Origin of the sequence: Psychromonas sp., assembly GCF_047632955.1 — a bacterium.
In the GTDB taxonomy this organism is placed as follows: domain Bacteria; phylum Pseudomonadota; class Gammaproteobacteria; order Enterobacterales; family Psychromonadaceae; genus Psychromonas.
The window spans coordinates 183025-199061 of sequence record NZ_JBLIED010000001.1 but is presented as its reverse complement, the minus strand read 5'-3'; the positions used below and the strand labels follow the sequence as shown (position 1 = coordinate 199061).

Here is a 16037-nt window from a genome sequence, read left to right as displayed (position 1 = left end):
CTGATCACTTTATTAATGCATTTGATATGGTGTTATTGGTAGGGTGCATTCTATGCACCGCGGGCAGCGAAAATCGGTGCATAGAATGCACCCTACGAGCTATGCGTTTGGTATGATTCTAAGTTTTATCCTCCCCTATCCGCTAGCGTCTGTACTTTGTCGTTAGGTTTAGCCTGTTGAACTTGTGTTGGTGCAAGGGGTTTTATAGCCATAAAAGTAATACCAACTTTGTGTATATGATACTGGTATTACTTTTTTGACAGGATGCAAGCGTTCCCGCTCGAACCCCTTGGACATAAAAAAACCCGAAACGCCTTTATTATTAAGCGGTTCGGGTTTTCCTCGTACCTTGTCGGTACTGAATATGGCGGTGACGGAGAGATTCGAACTCTCGAAGGGTTGCCCCTTACACGCTTTCCAGGCGTGCTCCTTCAGCCACTCGGACACGTCACCAGGTTGCTTCATTGTCTGACTAAAGCGGAGCGCATGATAATGAACTCTGCTTCTAAAATCAACCTCTAATAACAATTTAAGTAAGATTAATTTGTAATAGTTTCAAGTTCTTGGCGTAAATAAACCGTTGCGCCCAATAAACCTGGATTATCATGGGTGATTAAATAGGTGGGTATTCCAGAAAGATAATCTTTGAAACGCCCTTTGGCTTCAAAAAAATCTCTGAATTCACTGGCTTTAAAGAAATCAACAAAACGCGGTACAACTCCCCCTGCGATATACACTCCGCCAGTACAAGCAAGGTTTAAGCCAAGGTTGCCAGCAAAGCCTCCCATCACCTGACAGAAGATATTAAGGCTTTGAAGAGACGTTTCACAACTGCCCTCTAACGCAGCTTTCGTTATCTGTTTGGGTTCGCTAAAAACAGCCTGCTTGCCCGTTAAGCTGCACAGACTGTTATACAAATTAACTAGTCCTTGCCCCGATAAAATACGCTCCGCAGAAACATGACCAAACTGCTGCTGCAGTAACAATAAAATTTCCGTTTGCTCGCGGGTGTTGGGGGTAAAGCTAACGTGCCCTCCTTCTCCATCGAGACTTATCCATTTATTAGCCACTTTGATAATGTGCGAAACACCTAAACCGGTGCCCGGACCAAAAACCGCTGTGACGCCATTCTTTTTAGCTTTCCCGCCGCCAATTTTGATTTTGTCTTGATCGGCAATAAACGGCACGGCCAGTGAAATAGCGGTGTAATCATTAATAAGGTGGAGAGAATCAAGCTGCAATTGCGCTTTTAAAGCCACCTTAGAAAATTGCCAGCTTAAATTGGTCATCGCAACAAGATCGTCCTCTACCGGACAAGCGATACCAATACACAGATGCTTTACTTCATCCTGTAAGGTTGCAAAATAAGCTATCAGTGCGGCATCTAAGCTTAAAAATTGCGCGCAGGGAAATTCTTTTAACTCACTGAGTTTACCCGTGGTTAAATCACAGACAGCAAGTCGAATATTTGTTCCACCAACATCAGCAACAACTGCTAACATATTGTTTCTCCTAAAATTATAAATAATATTGATACGCAAAGCACTTGCAGTTTAGGGCTTATCTAAGTGCCTTGAGTATCGATACTAATAAGTGCCTGCTTATGTTTTAAAATTCTCTTACTTTAAACTTGATCTTCATCAACTTTGATTTGTAATAAAATGACATAAGAAGATAAATTATCTATAATAAACGCAAATTTATCGGAGATTTATGTCATTTATTTACAATTGGGCATGCTAACTCCAGCTTAATAAAATATTAATCAAAAGTCCTTAAACTATCTTCCAGATAGTCAATCTCGTAGTTATTTTAAGTCTACCTTAAAAATAATTATCTTAGTGGAACAATATGAAAACTTTAGCGTTAATTCAAAAAAATCTGGGTAGTTTCAGTAAATCAGAAAGAAAAGTTGCAGAAGTTATCATTGCATCCCCGCAGGTGACTATCCATTCTAGCATTGCGACACTCGCTAAAATGGCAGAGGTCAGTGAGCCAACGGTTAATCGTTTTTGCAGACGCCTTGATACTAAGGGTTTTCCTGACTTTAAACTGCTGCTTGCACAAAGTCTGGCAATCGGTACTCCCTATGTGAATCGAAATGTTGACGAGGATGACGGCCCGGAAGCCTATAATGCAAAAATATTTGAATCAACCATAGCTTGTTTGGATTCGGCTAAAAACATGCTCGATACCGCCGCAATTAAGCGTGCCGTTGAGGTATTAACCCAAGCCAATAAAATTGCATTCTTTGGCTTGGGTGCCTCCTCTGCAGTGGCTCATGATGCTTTAAATAAATTTATCCGCTTTAATATTCCAGTTTCCTGTTTTGACGATATTGTCATGCAGAAAATGAGTTGCATCAACAGTAGTAAAGGCGATGTCATTGTTTTAATATCGCATACAGGCCGAACCAAAGCACTGGTGGAAGTCGCTCAACTCGCCCGTGAAAACGATGCCTTTGTTATTGCATTAACCCCAAACCACTCACCACTTGCTGAAAAAAGTAATCTGGTTCTCTCAGCTTCGGTACCGGAAGATACTGATATTTATATGCCCATGGCATCCCGTATTGTGCAAATGGTCGTTATTGATGTTTTAGCAACAGGTTTCACGTTACGCCGAGGTCCGGAATTTATTGAGCATTTGAAGCGCATCAAAGAGGGGATTAAAGAATCCCGCTTTGACAAAATAAATTTAAATTAATGCCCGTCATTTATACTTTTAATATATTAAAAACCTAATACAGAAAAATAATTTTAATCACAGGAGTAGATTATGTTAAGACGTACAAAAATTGTTACAACCTTAGGTCCCGCTACGGATCGTGATAATAATTTGGAAAAAATCATTGCCGCCGGAGCCAATATGGTGCGCATGAATTTTTCACATGGCGAGGCCATTGACCATGTAAGACGTGCTAATGAAGTGCGAGAAATAGCTGCCCGTTTAGGTAGAGAAGTTGCCATTATGGGCGATTTACAGGGGCCTAAAATCCGTGTTTCTACTTTTAAGAATAATAAAATCACATTAACTGTCGGTGATAAATTCACTCTGGACAGTGATATTGAAAAAGGTCAAGGAGATCAACAGGCGGTTGGCCTTGATTACAAAACACTGCCTCAGGAAGTCGCAGCGGGTGATCTGTTATTGCTTGACGATGGTCGTGTGCAACTGCAGGTTGAAAGTGTGGTTGGCAATAAAGTAAATACCGTTGTAACCATTGGCGGACCTTTGTCCAACAATAAAGGGATTAACAAAAAAGGCGGAGGTTTATCGGCTGCAGCGTTAACCCCTAAAGATAAAAAAGACATTATTACGGCGGCTGAAATTAAGTGTGATTACTTAGCGGTTTCTTTTCCTCGTAATGGTGCAGATCTTCATTATGCGCGTCGTTTAGCAAAAGAAGCAGGTTGTTACGCGAAAATAGTCGCCAAAGTAGAACGTGCAGAGGCCGTTGAAACCCAAGAAGCATTAGAAGAGATTATCCTTGCTTCCGACGTAGTCATGGTTGCCCGTGGTGACCTCGGAGTAGAAATTGGTGATGCACGTTTAGTCGGTGTGCAGAAGAACATGATCCGTACGGCACGTCGTTTAAACCGTGTTGTTATCACAGCAACACAAATGATGGAGTCAATGGTCAGTGCCCCTATGCCAACACGTGCCGAGGTTATGGACGTGGCTAATGCAGTATTAGATGGCACCGATGCGGTTATGTTGTCGGGCGAAACAGCTGCAGGGGATTACCCGGTAGAAACAGTAAAAGCAATGAGTGAAGTTTGTCTTGGCGCCGAAAAACACCCAAGCATTAATATTTCCAAAAACCGCATGGAATTAACCTTTGATGACCCTACTGAGGCATTAGCGATGACCGCAATGTTTGCAGCTAATCATACCGATGGTATTAAAGCGATTGTCGCCCTAACGGCGACAGGTACCACCGCTTTATTAATGTCACGCCTAAGTTCTGGTTTGCCTATATTTGCACTTTCAAGTAACCCGCAAACATTAAGTTATTGTGCCTTGTACCGTGGTGTAACACCTATCAAGTTTAACTCAAACTCCGACAATAATCTGGTATTTACACGCGACGCGGTAAATACATTAAAAGCTGCAGGTTACCTGCACGAGGGCGATCTGATCATAATCACCCACGGTGAAAATCATTTTGCAGGCTCAACCAATACTTGTAAAATCGTTACCGTTTAAATCAATCTGGATTTGAACGCTAAAAATAAAAAAGCTTCTCATTGAGAAGCTTTTTTTTATCATTATTAAAATGTATCACGCCAGTTTTTTTAAATGTTCACCGGGCTAGCATATTTATAACTTTATTTTATGCACATCGGATGAAGAGTCGTCGGAAAACTGCGACTGTAATACCTTCTTACTTTCCATATGAATGGTACCGCCTTTGGCGATCGTAAAGTGGTCGGGCTTATCATTAAACTGGCTTTGATAGACCATCACCAGTTGTAGCGAATGCGCTTTTTGCTGCTCTGTTAATTGATCGCCGTTTACCCATTTACCCGTTTCAACAGCCTGCTTGATTTGCTTGTATACTTCGGGTGATATGCTCTTCGCATAATCCGTCATCTCTGTCATACTGGATCCTCATTTCTGAAATTTAAGCTCTATACAGTGATACCAAAAATCAAAATAATATTCCATAAAAAAGCCCTAACAAAGAAGATGGCAGGGCTTTAAATTAAGTTGCTTTTACCATAAATTATTCGCTGCTATTTATGATGGATCATGAAGTTAAATGACGTACACATTTTAACAAAATAACCGATCTGCAACTAACTTGAACTACTTTTGTAATATTAGTCTGTTCATCAGTTAAGTCACCCGACGCACAAATCGTATTAATTTTCATTTTCCAAGCTAAACCAACCTCTAAGGCCGGTAATTTGCAGGCAATTTCATAACTGGATGAGTTTAATATTAAAAACCAACGCTCACCGGATTGTTCTGCCTCGCGCAATTCAACCGCTATCGCTTGTGAATTACTAGCGTGCCAGTCGGTGTCTTCCATCAGATCACCACTAGGATGATACCACTTGACAAGATCCGAATTTTCACAACGGCCGATACAATCGTCACTGAGTGAAAGGCTGCCAAATAACCGGGATTCTTTACGCAGTTTGATTACCTCACTGGTAAAAGAAAATAATTGTTTATCAGCCTCAGTCAAATTCCAGCTTAACCAAGTTAGAATATTATCCTGACAATAGGCATTATTGTTACCGGTTTGAGTATGACCCATTTCATCACCCGATAAAAAATGGGGCGTGCCCTGAGAAAGAAATAAACTGGTAATTAAATTACGTTTTTGCTGTTGGCGTATTTGATTAATTTTAACATTTTCAGTTTGACCTTCAGCACCATAATTGGCAGACAAGTTATGCCCATGACCATCGCGACTATTTTCACCATTAGCCTCATTGTGCCTGCGATCATAGGAGACAAGATCGGTTAATGTAAAACCATCGTGATAGCAAATGTAATTGACACTAGTGGAAATAGAACGGTAACTCTTAGCAAATACGTCACGAGAACCTAATAATCGTGTTGCAATATCGCCTACGTTGCCTGTATCTCCGCGCCAGAAAGAACGTAAGGTATCGCGGTAACGGTCATTACATTCCAACCAATCACTGGGAAATCCGCCTAAACGATATCCACCAGGCCCAATATCCCAAGGCTCGGCGATCAACTTAACACGACTTAAAACAGGATCCTGCAGCAGTGCTTTAAAAAATGCACTGTGAGTATTAAAACCATTTGCTTCGCGGGCAAGGGTGACTGCCAGGTCAAAACGGAAACCATCAACTTGCATTTCTGTCACCCAATAACGCAAAGAGTCGAGCATTAACTTTAATGACCAGGGGTAATCAAGGTTTATGGTGTTACCACAGCCGGAATGGTTACTGTAGTTTGAATAATTAAAATGGAAGTTATCAACTTCTTTTTCAAAGGTATAATAATTGCGATTATCAAAACCTTTCAAACTCAGGATCAGACCATTATTTCCAGCTTCTGCGGTATGGTTATAAACCACATCTAAAATGACCTCTATCCCTTCAGCGTGAAGTTCGCGCACCATGGTTTTAAATTCATTAACAGCATCAAATTGCGCGTAACGATTTTCGGGCGCAAAGAAATTAATGGGGTTATATCCCCAATAATTGGTCAAACCAAGACCTTTAAGTCTTAATTCACTGACAAAGCTAAACACTGGCATTATCTGCAGACTGGTAATGCCCAACTGCTTATAATGTTTAATACTTTCAGGATGTGATAAACCAAGATATTTACCACGTTTTTCCAAAGGCATCTTTTTATTAAGTTGGCTAAAGCTCTTTACATGCACTTCATAAAGGATGCGATCATGCTCAGCGATACTGGGTTTAGTGACATTTTTCCAATCAAAACTATCATCAATAACGACTGACTTAGCAACCTGTGAGTGCTCGTTATCACTCTGCGCCTGATCAAAGTTATGCTGAACGCGATTTAACGCCTTTGCATAGGGGTCAATCAACAAATTATTCTGATTAAATAAAAGACCGTTTTCCGGTTGGTAATCACCGTGTACCCGATAACCGTAAAGCTGTCCTTTTTTGACCTGTTCGACATAAATGCTCCACATACACCCTTGTTTAACTTCAAGGGGATAGTTAGCAATTTCTTTTTCATGCTGATCAAATAGACATAAGTCAACTCGGTAAGCACCTAAGCTGTACACTGAAAAATGACAGCCTTTTTCATCTAGAATCGCACCAAGGGGCAGAAACTGCCCGCGAGATGCAGAGAAGGGATGTTTATTTTCATCCAACTCTAATAATTTATCTTCCAACTATTTCACCTTTTTTTGTAAATACACCGTAGATAAAGGTGGTAAATTCAGTTTAATTGAATATTCCTTACCTTGCCACGGTTGTTCTTCTGCAACAAAGACGCCCATTGTACCGCCCATTGCATAATTACTACCCCAGTAATATTCACTGTCGGTGTTTAAAATAACTTCATAATCAGCTAATTCATCAACGGCCACTCGGTAACCATCCCGGGGTAACGGGGTAAAGTTCGACAGGCAGATCACCTGCTTATCTTGAGCCAGGTTTTTCCTTACAAAAGCAAGGATACTTTTTTCTCCATCGGAATGATCTAACCATTCAAACCCTTTGGTATCGTAATCTGCTTCATAGAATGCAGTGTTATTTTTATACACTTTATTGAGATCACAGGTCAGCAGCTTTTGACCTTTATGTTTATCAAATTCCAGTAAAAACCAATCTAACTCTTTGTTATGATTCCATTCACTCGTTTGAGCAAATTCAGTGCCCATGAAGTTTAATTTTTTGCCCGGATGAGCGTACATATAACCCATATAAGCACGTAAGTTGGCAGCAGCTTGCCATTCATCGCCCGGCATTTTATCAATCATACTTCTTTTACCGTGCACAACTTCATCGTGAGAAATAGGTAAAACAAAATGTTCATTGTAATGATAAACCATCGCAAAGGTCATTTCATGATGATGGTATTTACGATACATAGGATCTGTTTCCATGTAGCTTAGCGTATCGTGCATCCAACCCATATTCCATTTGAAACCAAACCCTAAACCACCTTCAAAAGTAGGTTTAGACACACCCGCAAAGGCCGTTGATTCTTCTGCGATGGTCATTGCATTTGGATATTGACCGTATACTTCTTCATTAAACCATTTTAGTAAGCTAATAGCTTCATAGTTATGGTTACCGCCATCAACATTAGGTACCCACTCACCTTCGTCACGTGAATAGTCCCAATGCAGCATTGAAGCCACGGCATCAACACGCAAACCATCGACATGAAATTTATCAAGCCAAATTAAAGCACTTGCAACCAGAAACTGACGGACATTATCACGCCCGAAATCATAAATGTATGAGTTCCAATCCGGATGCCAACCACGACGCGGATCTTCATACTCATATAAAGGTGTTCCGTCAAATCTTGCTAGACCGTGCGGATCCGCCGGGAAATGGGCAGGCACCCAGTCAACAATGACAGCAATACCAGCCTGATGACATTGGTCAATAAAATATTTAAGATCATCAGCATCACCAAAACGGCTGGTTGCTGCAAATAAACCAACGGGCTGATAACCCCATGAACCATCAAACGGGAATTCAGAAATTGGCATGACTTCAAGATGCGTATAACCCAATTCAACCAGATAAGGGATAAGTTCAGCAGCCAGTTCACGATAGCTAAGCATACGGTCAATACCATTTTCGTGCTTACGTTTCCATGAACCTAAATGCACTTCATAGATGCTCATTGCGCTAAAACGTTTGTCTCCGGTTTGTGATGCACACCACTCCTGGTCGTTCCATTGGTAGAGATCATGGTCAACAACAACCGATGAATGCGACGGATATAGCTCAGCTTGAAAACCGACAGGATCGGCTTTATGAGGTAGACGATTGCCTAATCCATCTTTAAGTTCAAATTTATAAGCACAGCCCGCTGTTAAATCCGGTACGAAAATAACCCAATGTCCACACCAGCTGCGCTGCATTGGTTGACGTCGTCCATCCCAATGATTGTATTGAGTTATCAGGCTGACACTTGAGGCATTCGGAGCATAGACAATAAAACGGACGCCGGAAATAGCAACGTCGCCCACATAATTTGTTTTAAGTTGTGCGCCTAATGTTTTATAAACATTTTGCGGAGCTTCATGCAGAGTAGATAAACCATCAAAAGCGATATCATGGAATTGATAAGGATCGACAAAACGATGCTCTGCATCGTCATAAATAGCTTTAAATTCATAAGTGAATTTTTCAGTCAATTCCGGCAATTCAATTTCAAATAAACCGGCGGCATCGATTAACTTCAGTTCAGTTAACGGCTTTTCTTCAGATAAAGCATAGAGCTCTACTTTTTGGGCATCGGGTAACCAGGCGCGGATAATAAAACCCTTGCCTGTAGGGTTTTCAAGTAAACCCAACTGCTCAAAAGGATTAGGTAATTTTGCTTCATTCAACAATGAAATTAAAGACGCCTGGACGTTATGCGCAGGTTCATTTTTTTTCGCAACCTTAACCGCTGCTTTTTTAGCTACTTTTTTTGCCGGCTTAGCGGCTTTATTTACTGTTTTATTCATAATTTCAGAGCCTAATTGTTAATGATAAATTTCGATTACATTTGATCGTTACGTGCCTGTGATAATTTTTTGAATAATCTATTTATGTCTTGATCGGTAAATATCTGTTCGATATTTTTTGACAGTTTACGCTGCCAATTCTTATATTCGTCAAAAGTCCCGGGTACGTTAACCGGTTGATCCATTTCTAAAAAATCCTCCAGTTGCAGACTCAATAATGCAGAACTACCGGTAGCCAAATGAGTTTGCAACGCAAAGTTTAAGGTTTTATCCATCGCTGCAGTATTAGCATCGCGAGAAAAATCATCTGGTAAACGATGATGCCCATGCAAACTGTCTAATATTTGCTGTTTGCAGCGCACACGATCTTCGATTAGCTGTTGATAAACGGTGGTATCCGGGTACAGGCCCAACTCTCTACCAAGGTAGAGATCCTCACAATTCCAGAAACCTTTGATGGTTGGCATATCATGGGTCGCCAGCGTTGCCATTGCTTGCTTACTGTAATGGGAAGGTGATGTATAACCCCCATCTGCGGCGACTTCGAAGAAAAATACTTTATAGGAATACACACCGGCATCCTTTAATAAAACATCCATCCCTTCAGGTACAGTGCCCAGATCTTCGCCAATAACAAGACACTCGTTACGAACACTCTCCAGTGCCAATAAATTAAGCATGTCATTTACCGCATAATAAATGTATGTACCTTTATCAGCGGAACAATTTTCCGGTACCCACCAAAGTCGTAATAAGGCCATCACGTGATCAATACGCAGTGCACCACAATGGCTCATATTAGACTGCAGCAGATCGATAAATGGCCGGTAACCCGCTTTGATCATTTGATCCGGTGCTATCGGCGGTAACCCCCAACTTTGTCCGAGCGGACCAAGCACATCCGGCGGAGCACCAATACTGATATTTTCACAATATAGAGCGTGGTTCGCCCAAATCTCAGAGCTGCTTTTACCTACACCAACGGCAAGATCCCTGTAAATACCCAAGGTCATTCCCAGAGATTGAGCTAATTGATGCGCTTCTTCCAGCTGCAGCTCAGCAATCCACTGGCAATAGCACCAAAATAACACCTCATCCTTATTTTCTTTTATCCATGCCTGTGATCCGTCACTTTGAAAGGACTGAAAGTCTTCAGGCCATGACGGCCATCCCCATGAATCAGGATTTTCAGCAAGAAATTTAAACTGCAGAGCATCGTAACTTGCCTGCTGCAGTAACGAATCGCCTTTTTGCTCAACATAATGTTGTAAACTTGCTAGGCGTTTTTTACTTGCTGCACTGTCATCATTAAGCGTGGCAAATAATTCTTTTAATATTTCCAATTTAAGTGCGGTCACTTTTTCGTAATCAACCCAATCAGTCTCACGCAAAGTTGTTAACTGATTCTGAAATTCATGACTTTCTATTTTTGTTTTTAAGGCGTTATTACGTTTGAGTTCATCGACCGCAGTAAGGTCTGTGTATAAAATATTGAGCCATTTTCTTGAAGAGGGACTATAGGGGCTTGGCTGCTTAGGTTGGGAAGGTGATAGAGCATGAATAGGGTTTAGGCCGATAAAATCGCCACCATTTTCGGCTGTATTTTTTAACAGAATTTTTAAATCACCAAAATCACCAATACCCCAGTTAACCTCACTTTTAATACAATAAAGCTGGACACTGGCGCCCCAAACTTTTTTCCCCTGAAGCATCGCCTTCGGTGTATAACAACGTTCGGGCGTAATAATCAAAGGCATTGTTGCCAGTGCTTCATCATTACCCTGCTCATAAAGTGATAAGGAGTGATAACCAAAAGGTAATTCTACGGTCAGCGGGATCTGATAACATTGAAATTCCACATCTGAAATTTCTTTAATCGCGATTAATGGAAATTTTATGGCAGATAGAGTTTGGGTGATTTCACATTTATCTTCAGTGGTGATTTTATAAACTAAATCATCGGTTACAAAATCAATCGGTAAACAGACATCCAGTATGTAGCTATGGTGTTTTTGATAAACAGAAACAGGCGGTAATAAAGATAACCAATGTTGATTTTCCTGTTCGAGGTAATGCGCAGTTAATGAATCATCATTATTGGCATCATAGCCCATTTTGTGGATAATATTTCTAATCTTTTCGTCGGAAACTTTAGCCGGTTTCCCCCAGGCATCAATAAAATTGGGCTCAATTCCTTTTAATTCCATAAACATATTTAAAGCTGAGTTGGTCATATGACACCTATTTTATTTTTATCTAAAAATTCAACCTATCGGTATTATTAAGCATTTCTCACACCCTATCTGCTAAAAACTAAATAGCAGTTTAAAATAAAAGATTTAATATCCATCACTAGAATAGCTAAACATTTTATGATTTAGTGTACAAGTAATACCAATAGATCTACTGAACAAATTATTACTACGACGTACACATATCGATTTGGCATTTTGAACATATGGCTCAAATGAGCAAGTATCAAAGGCCTTATATTACCCCATTAGCACATTTCATTACATAGGATTTTTTCATGCTTCGTCACATTTCTTTAGATAAAATCAAGACGTTATCAAATGCAGTTAGCATTCAAGCAGATGCAGCTGGTTATCAATTTTTAACCATCGAACACAAAAAATTTGATGCCGCTTTTACACTTCATGGCGGTCATCTTGTGCATTTCCAATTAAAAGATCAGCCACCTATTATTTGGTTGAGTAAAACGGCCCTTTTTAATGAGCAAAAGGCAATCCGAGGCGGCGTACCTATTTGCTGGCCGTGGTTTGGAGCTGCTGACAAATCGCTAGGTGAAAATTTACCCGGCCATGGTTTTGCACGCACCAGCAAGTGGGAGATTGCCGCACATAATGAATCTCTCGACGGTGTTGAGATTGAACTGCGTTTAACAGACAGTGCTGCCACACGGAAAATATGGCCCTTCCAGTTTGAATTAGTGTTAAAGGCAACATTAACCGATCAAATAAAACTTGAACTAATCAGTAAAAACACCGGTGACACTCCTTTCTCATACCGGAGTGCTTTACACACTTATTTAAATATTAGCGCGCCGGAGTCTTGCACTGTTTCTGGTTTAAATAACCACTATAACGATTCACTCGATAATGGCCTGGCAAAGTCCGGTGAAAGCACATTACAAATTACCGGCCCTATTGATGCAATCTATAAAAAAGCTCCCTCGTCGGTTACATTGTCAGATAGACAGTTCAACCGCCAACTCATTATAGAAAACTCAGGTAATGACTCTGAAGTTTTATGGACTCCCTGGGTAGCGGGCGCAAAAGCTTTTGCCGATATGCCCGATAATGGTTACCAAACCATGTTCTGTATTGAATCTGCGATTACCAGCAAAACCGGGGTGGCTGTTCAACCGGGTCATTCGCACAGCCTGACGACCACAATAAGCTCCATTACAGAGTAAAGACGTTTGTGCACCTCTGCGTTTTTAGATGTGCACATAACAGCATATTCACAAGCAGATAGCAGATGTGGTACCATAAATTCTGGTTAAATATCTGTTTAGCTTTCTTTTCTGTGTGTTAGCTATTAAAATGGCAGCGTTATTTAATTGAAAATGATTTTTTTATAAGTACATTGATACAAAAAAGATATTATTTACTCTTTTTTATTCAAAACTTATCATTCAAGGCAATTTACTTGACTAACATCAAGTTTCCGGTGTCAGTGGCACCTATAATAACCACAGTTTTTAAAATCAAACCATCCAAAAGGATCTATAAAAATGACAATTAAAGTAGGTATTAACGGCTTCGGTCGTATCGGCCGTTTCGTATTCCGTGCAGCATGTGAACGTGCTGATGTTGAAGTTGTTGCAATCAATGACTTGATCGATGTTGAATACATGGCTTACATGCTTAAATATGACTCAACACATGGTCGTTTCAACGGTACTGTTGAAGTTAAAGACGGTAACCTAATTGTTAACGGTACTACAATCCGTGTTACTGCTGAGCGTAACCCTGCAGATCTAAAATGGAACGAAGCTGGCGTTGAAGTCGTTGCTGAAGCAACTGGTTTCTTCCTAACTGACGAAACAGCTCGTAAACACATCACAGCTGGCGCTAAGAAAGTTGTTCTTACTGGCCCTTCTGGCGACGTTCCAATGTTCGTTAATGGCGTGAACTTCTCTAAATATGCTGGTCAAGATATCGTTTCTAACGCTTCTTGTACTACTAACTGTCTAGCACCTATCGCTAAAGTTCTTAACGATAACTTCGGTATTGAATCTGGTCTAATGACTACAGTTCATGCAACTACTGCAACTCAAAAAACTGTTGACGGTCCTTCTATGAAAGATTGGCGCGGTGGTCGTGGTGCTTCTCAAAACATCATCCCATCTTCAACTGGTGCTGCTAAAGCAGTAGGTAAAGTTCTTCCTGAACTTAACGGTCTTCTAACTGGTATGGCTTTCCGCGTCCCAACTGCTAACGTTTCTGTTGTTGACTTAACTGTTAACCTAAAAACTGCTGCTACATATGAAGAAATTTGTGCAGCAATGAAAGCAGCTTCTGAAGGCGAAATGGCTGGCGTTCTTGGTTACACTGAAGATGCTGTTGTTTCAACTGACTTTAATGGTGAAACACTTACTTCAATCTTTGATGCTAAAGCTGGTGTTGCACTAACTGACAAATTCGTTAAAGTAGTATCTTGGTACGATAACGAAATCGGTTACTCAAACAAAGTTCTTGACCTAGTTGCTCTTATCTCTAAATAAGAAGCTATTAAGTTAATGCTTTAAGCCTGTACTTCTGTACGGGCTTTTTTGTACCCAAAATTTGTTAATAACGAAATCGGGTACTTTAACTCAAGAAACAAAGTTCTTGACCTAGTTGCTCTTATCTCTAAATAAGAAGCTATTAAGTTAATACTTTAAGCCTGTACTTCTGTACGGGCTTTTTTGTACCCAAAATTTGTTAATATCGAAATCGGGTACTTTAACTCAAGAAACAAAGTTCTTGACCTAGTTGCTCTTATCTCTAAATAAGTTTAATTAGTTAAAATTTGTTTTAAGCCTGCGTTTACGCGGGCTTTTTTGTATCTGAAATTCGAGCGAGATAAATTCGTACAGTCAAGTTCAGCATCTTGATACGATAACCAAATCGGGTCCTTTAACCCAAGAAACAAAGTTCTTGACCTAGTTGCTCTTATCTCTAAATAAGTTTAATTAGTTAAAATTTGTTTTAAGCCTGCGTTTACGCGGGCTTTTTTGTATCTGAAATTCGAGCGAGATAAATTCATACGGTCAAATTCAGTATCGAATAGATGATTTATTTTATGAATACAGCATTCAGCTAAAAATAATTAGAAAAGAAATATTAGGTGAGTAATAATTATACTGTTAACATCAAAGCTTCGTAGAATAAATTTTCAAAGAAATCATGTAGATAACACCGAGAAAAAGGTTGATTTTTGCACTTTTAACAAGACCGTTAATTGTATGTAAGTCGATATTTGGTAAAAGCGGTAATCTAAAAACATCAATATCATTTATATTTCAATTAGAGCAACTCAATGAACCACAAATGGTCAACTATTTTTTTATCCAGTACATTATTATTTAATTCGACAACTGCGGTGGCTGGCTTATTGCTTAGTCCTTATTTATCAAGTTATTCTGCATTATCAGGTGCAGCCCTAAATATAGCAGCAGACTCCGTCGTAAGTAGTGATCTCGCGGCAAGAGCTGCCGTTGCTATCGGTGCCAATACTGATACAGCAAATATATATGCAGGCGCCGCCGCTAATTTAGGTGCAGGGGCGACTGCGACAAACATATATGCCGGCAACGCAGCCGGTATAGGAGCGAATGCTAGCACTGAAAATATTTATGCTGGCGCCGCGGTTGTATTAGGTGCGCGAGCTAGCGCGACAGACATCTATTCTGGTGCAGCAATCGGTTTGGGTGCAGGTGCAACGGTGGGAGACATATATGCGGCGGCCGCCATCACAGGAAATGGCGCAAATAGTAGTACACCTTTTGCTAATACTGCTCCTGAGATCAGTTCATATGCGCAAAACTTAAACATCGACAACGCGATGCAACAAATAACTGATGCGCAGAGTTCCTTATTTAACCTCGACAGTGATTATTCTCTGGCGACGACATTAGCAGATTATACCTTTACTCCCGGAGTATATGAAGGTTCAGCCCTGACCGTAGCTGCAGGTTCAACCATTACGCTTGATGGACTGGATGAAGAAAACCCAGTTTGGATTTTTAATCTTAGTGAAGCAATGACAGTTGGTGCCAACAATATATTCGAAATAACCAACGCAGGTGTAGGGGCTAGCGTCATTTGGAATATCGGAGATGCTCTGTCATTGGGTGCCCAGACCTCTTTCATTGGCACTGTTTTTACCGGAGGAGCTGTATCCGGCGGTGCCGGATCAAGTATTAGTTGCGGTAACATATATGCTACGGCTGCCATTGGAATAGGCTCTGTTACCTCTACGAATTGCATCGCCACAGAAACGTGGGCAGGATCAATTGATGGCTTTGCCAGTAATATTGATATTACTGATGGAATCGTTTCAAACAGCTCATTCTCAGTGCCCGAGCCAGCAACAGGTTTAATGATGTTCAGTTTCGTTTTACTGTTGTTAGCTCCTAAATTAAAACGTAAATAGTTATTTACTTGCTGGGCCTGGCGTTTCACCGCTTGGTCCATGAGCATTCTATCATTGAGCCCTCCCCTATTTAAGCTCCCTTTTTCAAATGCGGGTTCATTATTTTACATAAGAATGGGAAGGTAATTCCGTCTGACGATCAACTTAAGATTAACTAGCATGCCGTATTGCTGTTAGATAGCCGATGTTAGACTGCATCAATCAAAAT

10 protein-coding genes and 1 tRNA gene are annotated in these 16037 nt (G+C 40.5%); 5 read left to right on the top strand and 6 right to left on the bottom strand.

From position 1 onward, the window contains the following. Positions 1-365: 365 nt before the first annotated feature. Both ACJAZP_RS00835 and ACJAZP_RS00830 read right to left on the bottom strand, forming a co-directional pair. Positions 366-453, bottom strand: a tRNA-Ser gene (locus ACJAZP_RS00835). Positions 454-539: 86 nt separating this feature from the next. After that, the gene (locus tag ACJAZP_RS00830; RefSeq protein ID WP_415228831.1) at positions 540-1502 is read right to left on the bottom strand and encodes a glucokinase; all 963 of its coding nucleotides are present in this window, start codon (positions 1500-1502) and stop codon (positions 540-542) included. Positions 1503-1851: 349 nt separating this feature from the next. Here ACJAZP_RS00830 and ACJAZP_RS00825 point away from each other — a divergent pair, with 349 nt between their 5' ends. Together ACJAZP_RS00825 and pyk are read left to right on the top strand one after the other, a co-directional pair. Next, positions 1852-2706: a MurR/RpiR family transcriptional regulator gene (locus ACJAZP_RS00825; RefSeq protein ID WP_415228830.1), complete on the top strand. Its 855-nt coding sequence runs from the start codon at positions 1852-1854 to the stop codon at positions 2704-2706. A gap of 72 nt (positions 2707-2778) precedes the next feature. Further along, on the top strand, positions 2779-4209 hold the full coding sequence (gene pyk / locus ACJAZP_RS00820; RefSeq protein WP_415228829.1) for a pyruvate kinase: 1431 nt from the start codon (positions 2779-2781) through the stop codon (positions 4207-4209). Between the two features lie 114 nt (positions 4210-4323). On the opposite strand, the gene ACJAZP_RS00815 is transcribed toward pyk, so the two are convergent. The 4 genes from ACJAZP_RS00815 to malQ all read right to left on the bottom strand — a co-directional run bounded on the left by ACJAZP_RS00815 (position 4324) and on the right by malQ (position 11400). After that, positions 4324-4605 carry a YeaC family protein gene (locus tag ACJAZP_RS00815; protein ID WP_415228828.1) on the bottom strand — a complete coding sequence of 94 codons (282 nt, stop codon included), beginning with the start codon at positions 4603-4605 and terminating at the stop codon, positions 4324-4326. Positions 4606-4753: 148 nt separating this feature from the next. Then, positions 4754-6862 (bottom strand): glycogen debranching protein GlgX, encoded by a 2109-nt coding sequence (gene glgX, locus ACJAZP_RS00810; protein ID WP_415228827.1) that lies wholly within the window; start codon positions 6860-6862, stop codon positions 4754-4756. Further along, entirely contained in the window at positions 6863-9166 is a 2304-nt protein-coding gene (gene glgB / locus ACJAZP_RS00805) for a 1,4-alpha-glucan branching protein GlgB (protein WP_415228826.1), read from the bottom strand. 35 nt (positions 9167-9201) lie between these two features. Continuing rightward, a complete protein-coding gene (gene malQ, locus ACJAZP_RS00800) occupies positions 9202-11400 on the bottom strand; it encodes a 4-alpha-glucanotransferase (RefSeq protein WP_415228825.1) in 2199 nt (732 codons plus the stop codon). 296 nt (positions 11401-11696) lie between these two features. Between malQ and ACJAZP_RS00795 the strand changes: the two genes are divergently transcribed. From ACJAZP_RS00795 to ACJAZP_RS00785, 3 genes are all read left to right on the top strand, one after another. Beyond that, complete coding sequence (locus tag ACJAZP_RS00795; protein ID WP_415228824.1) at positions 11697-12602, top strand: D-hexose-6-phosphate mutarotase; 906 nt, start codon at positions 11697-11699, stop codon at positions 12600-12602. 321 nt (positions 12603-12923) lie between these two features. Further along, positions 12924-13916 (top strand): type I glyceraldehyde-3-phosphate dehydrogenase, encoded by a 993-nt coding sequence (gene gap, locus ACJAZP_RS00790; protein WP_415228823.1) that lies wholly within the window; start codon positions 12924-12926, stop codon positions 13914-13916. Positions 13917-14713: 797 nt separating this feature from the next. Continuing rightward, complete coding sequence (locus ACJAZP_RS00785; protein ID WP_415228822.1) at positions 14714-15829, top strand: ice-binding family protein; 1116 nt, start codon at positions 14714-14716, stop codon at positions 15827-15829. Positions 15830-16037 lie beyond the last annotated feature (208 nt).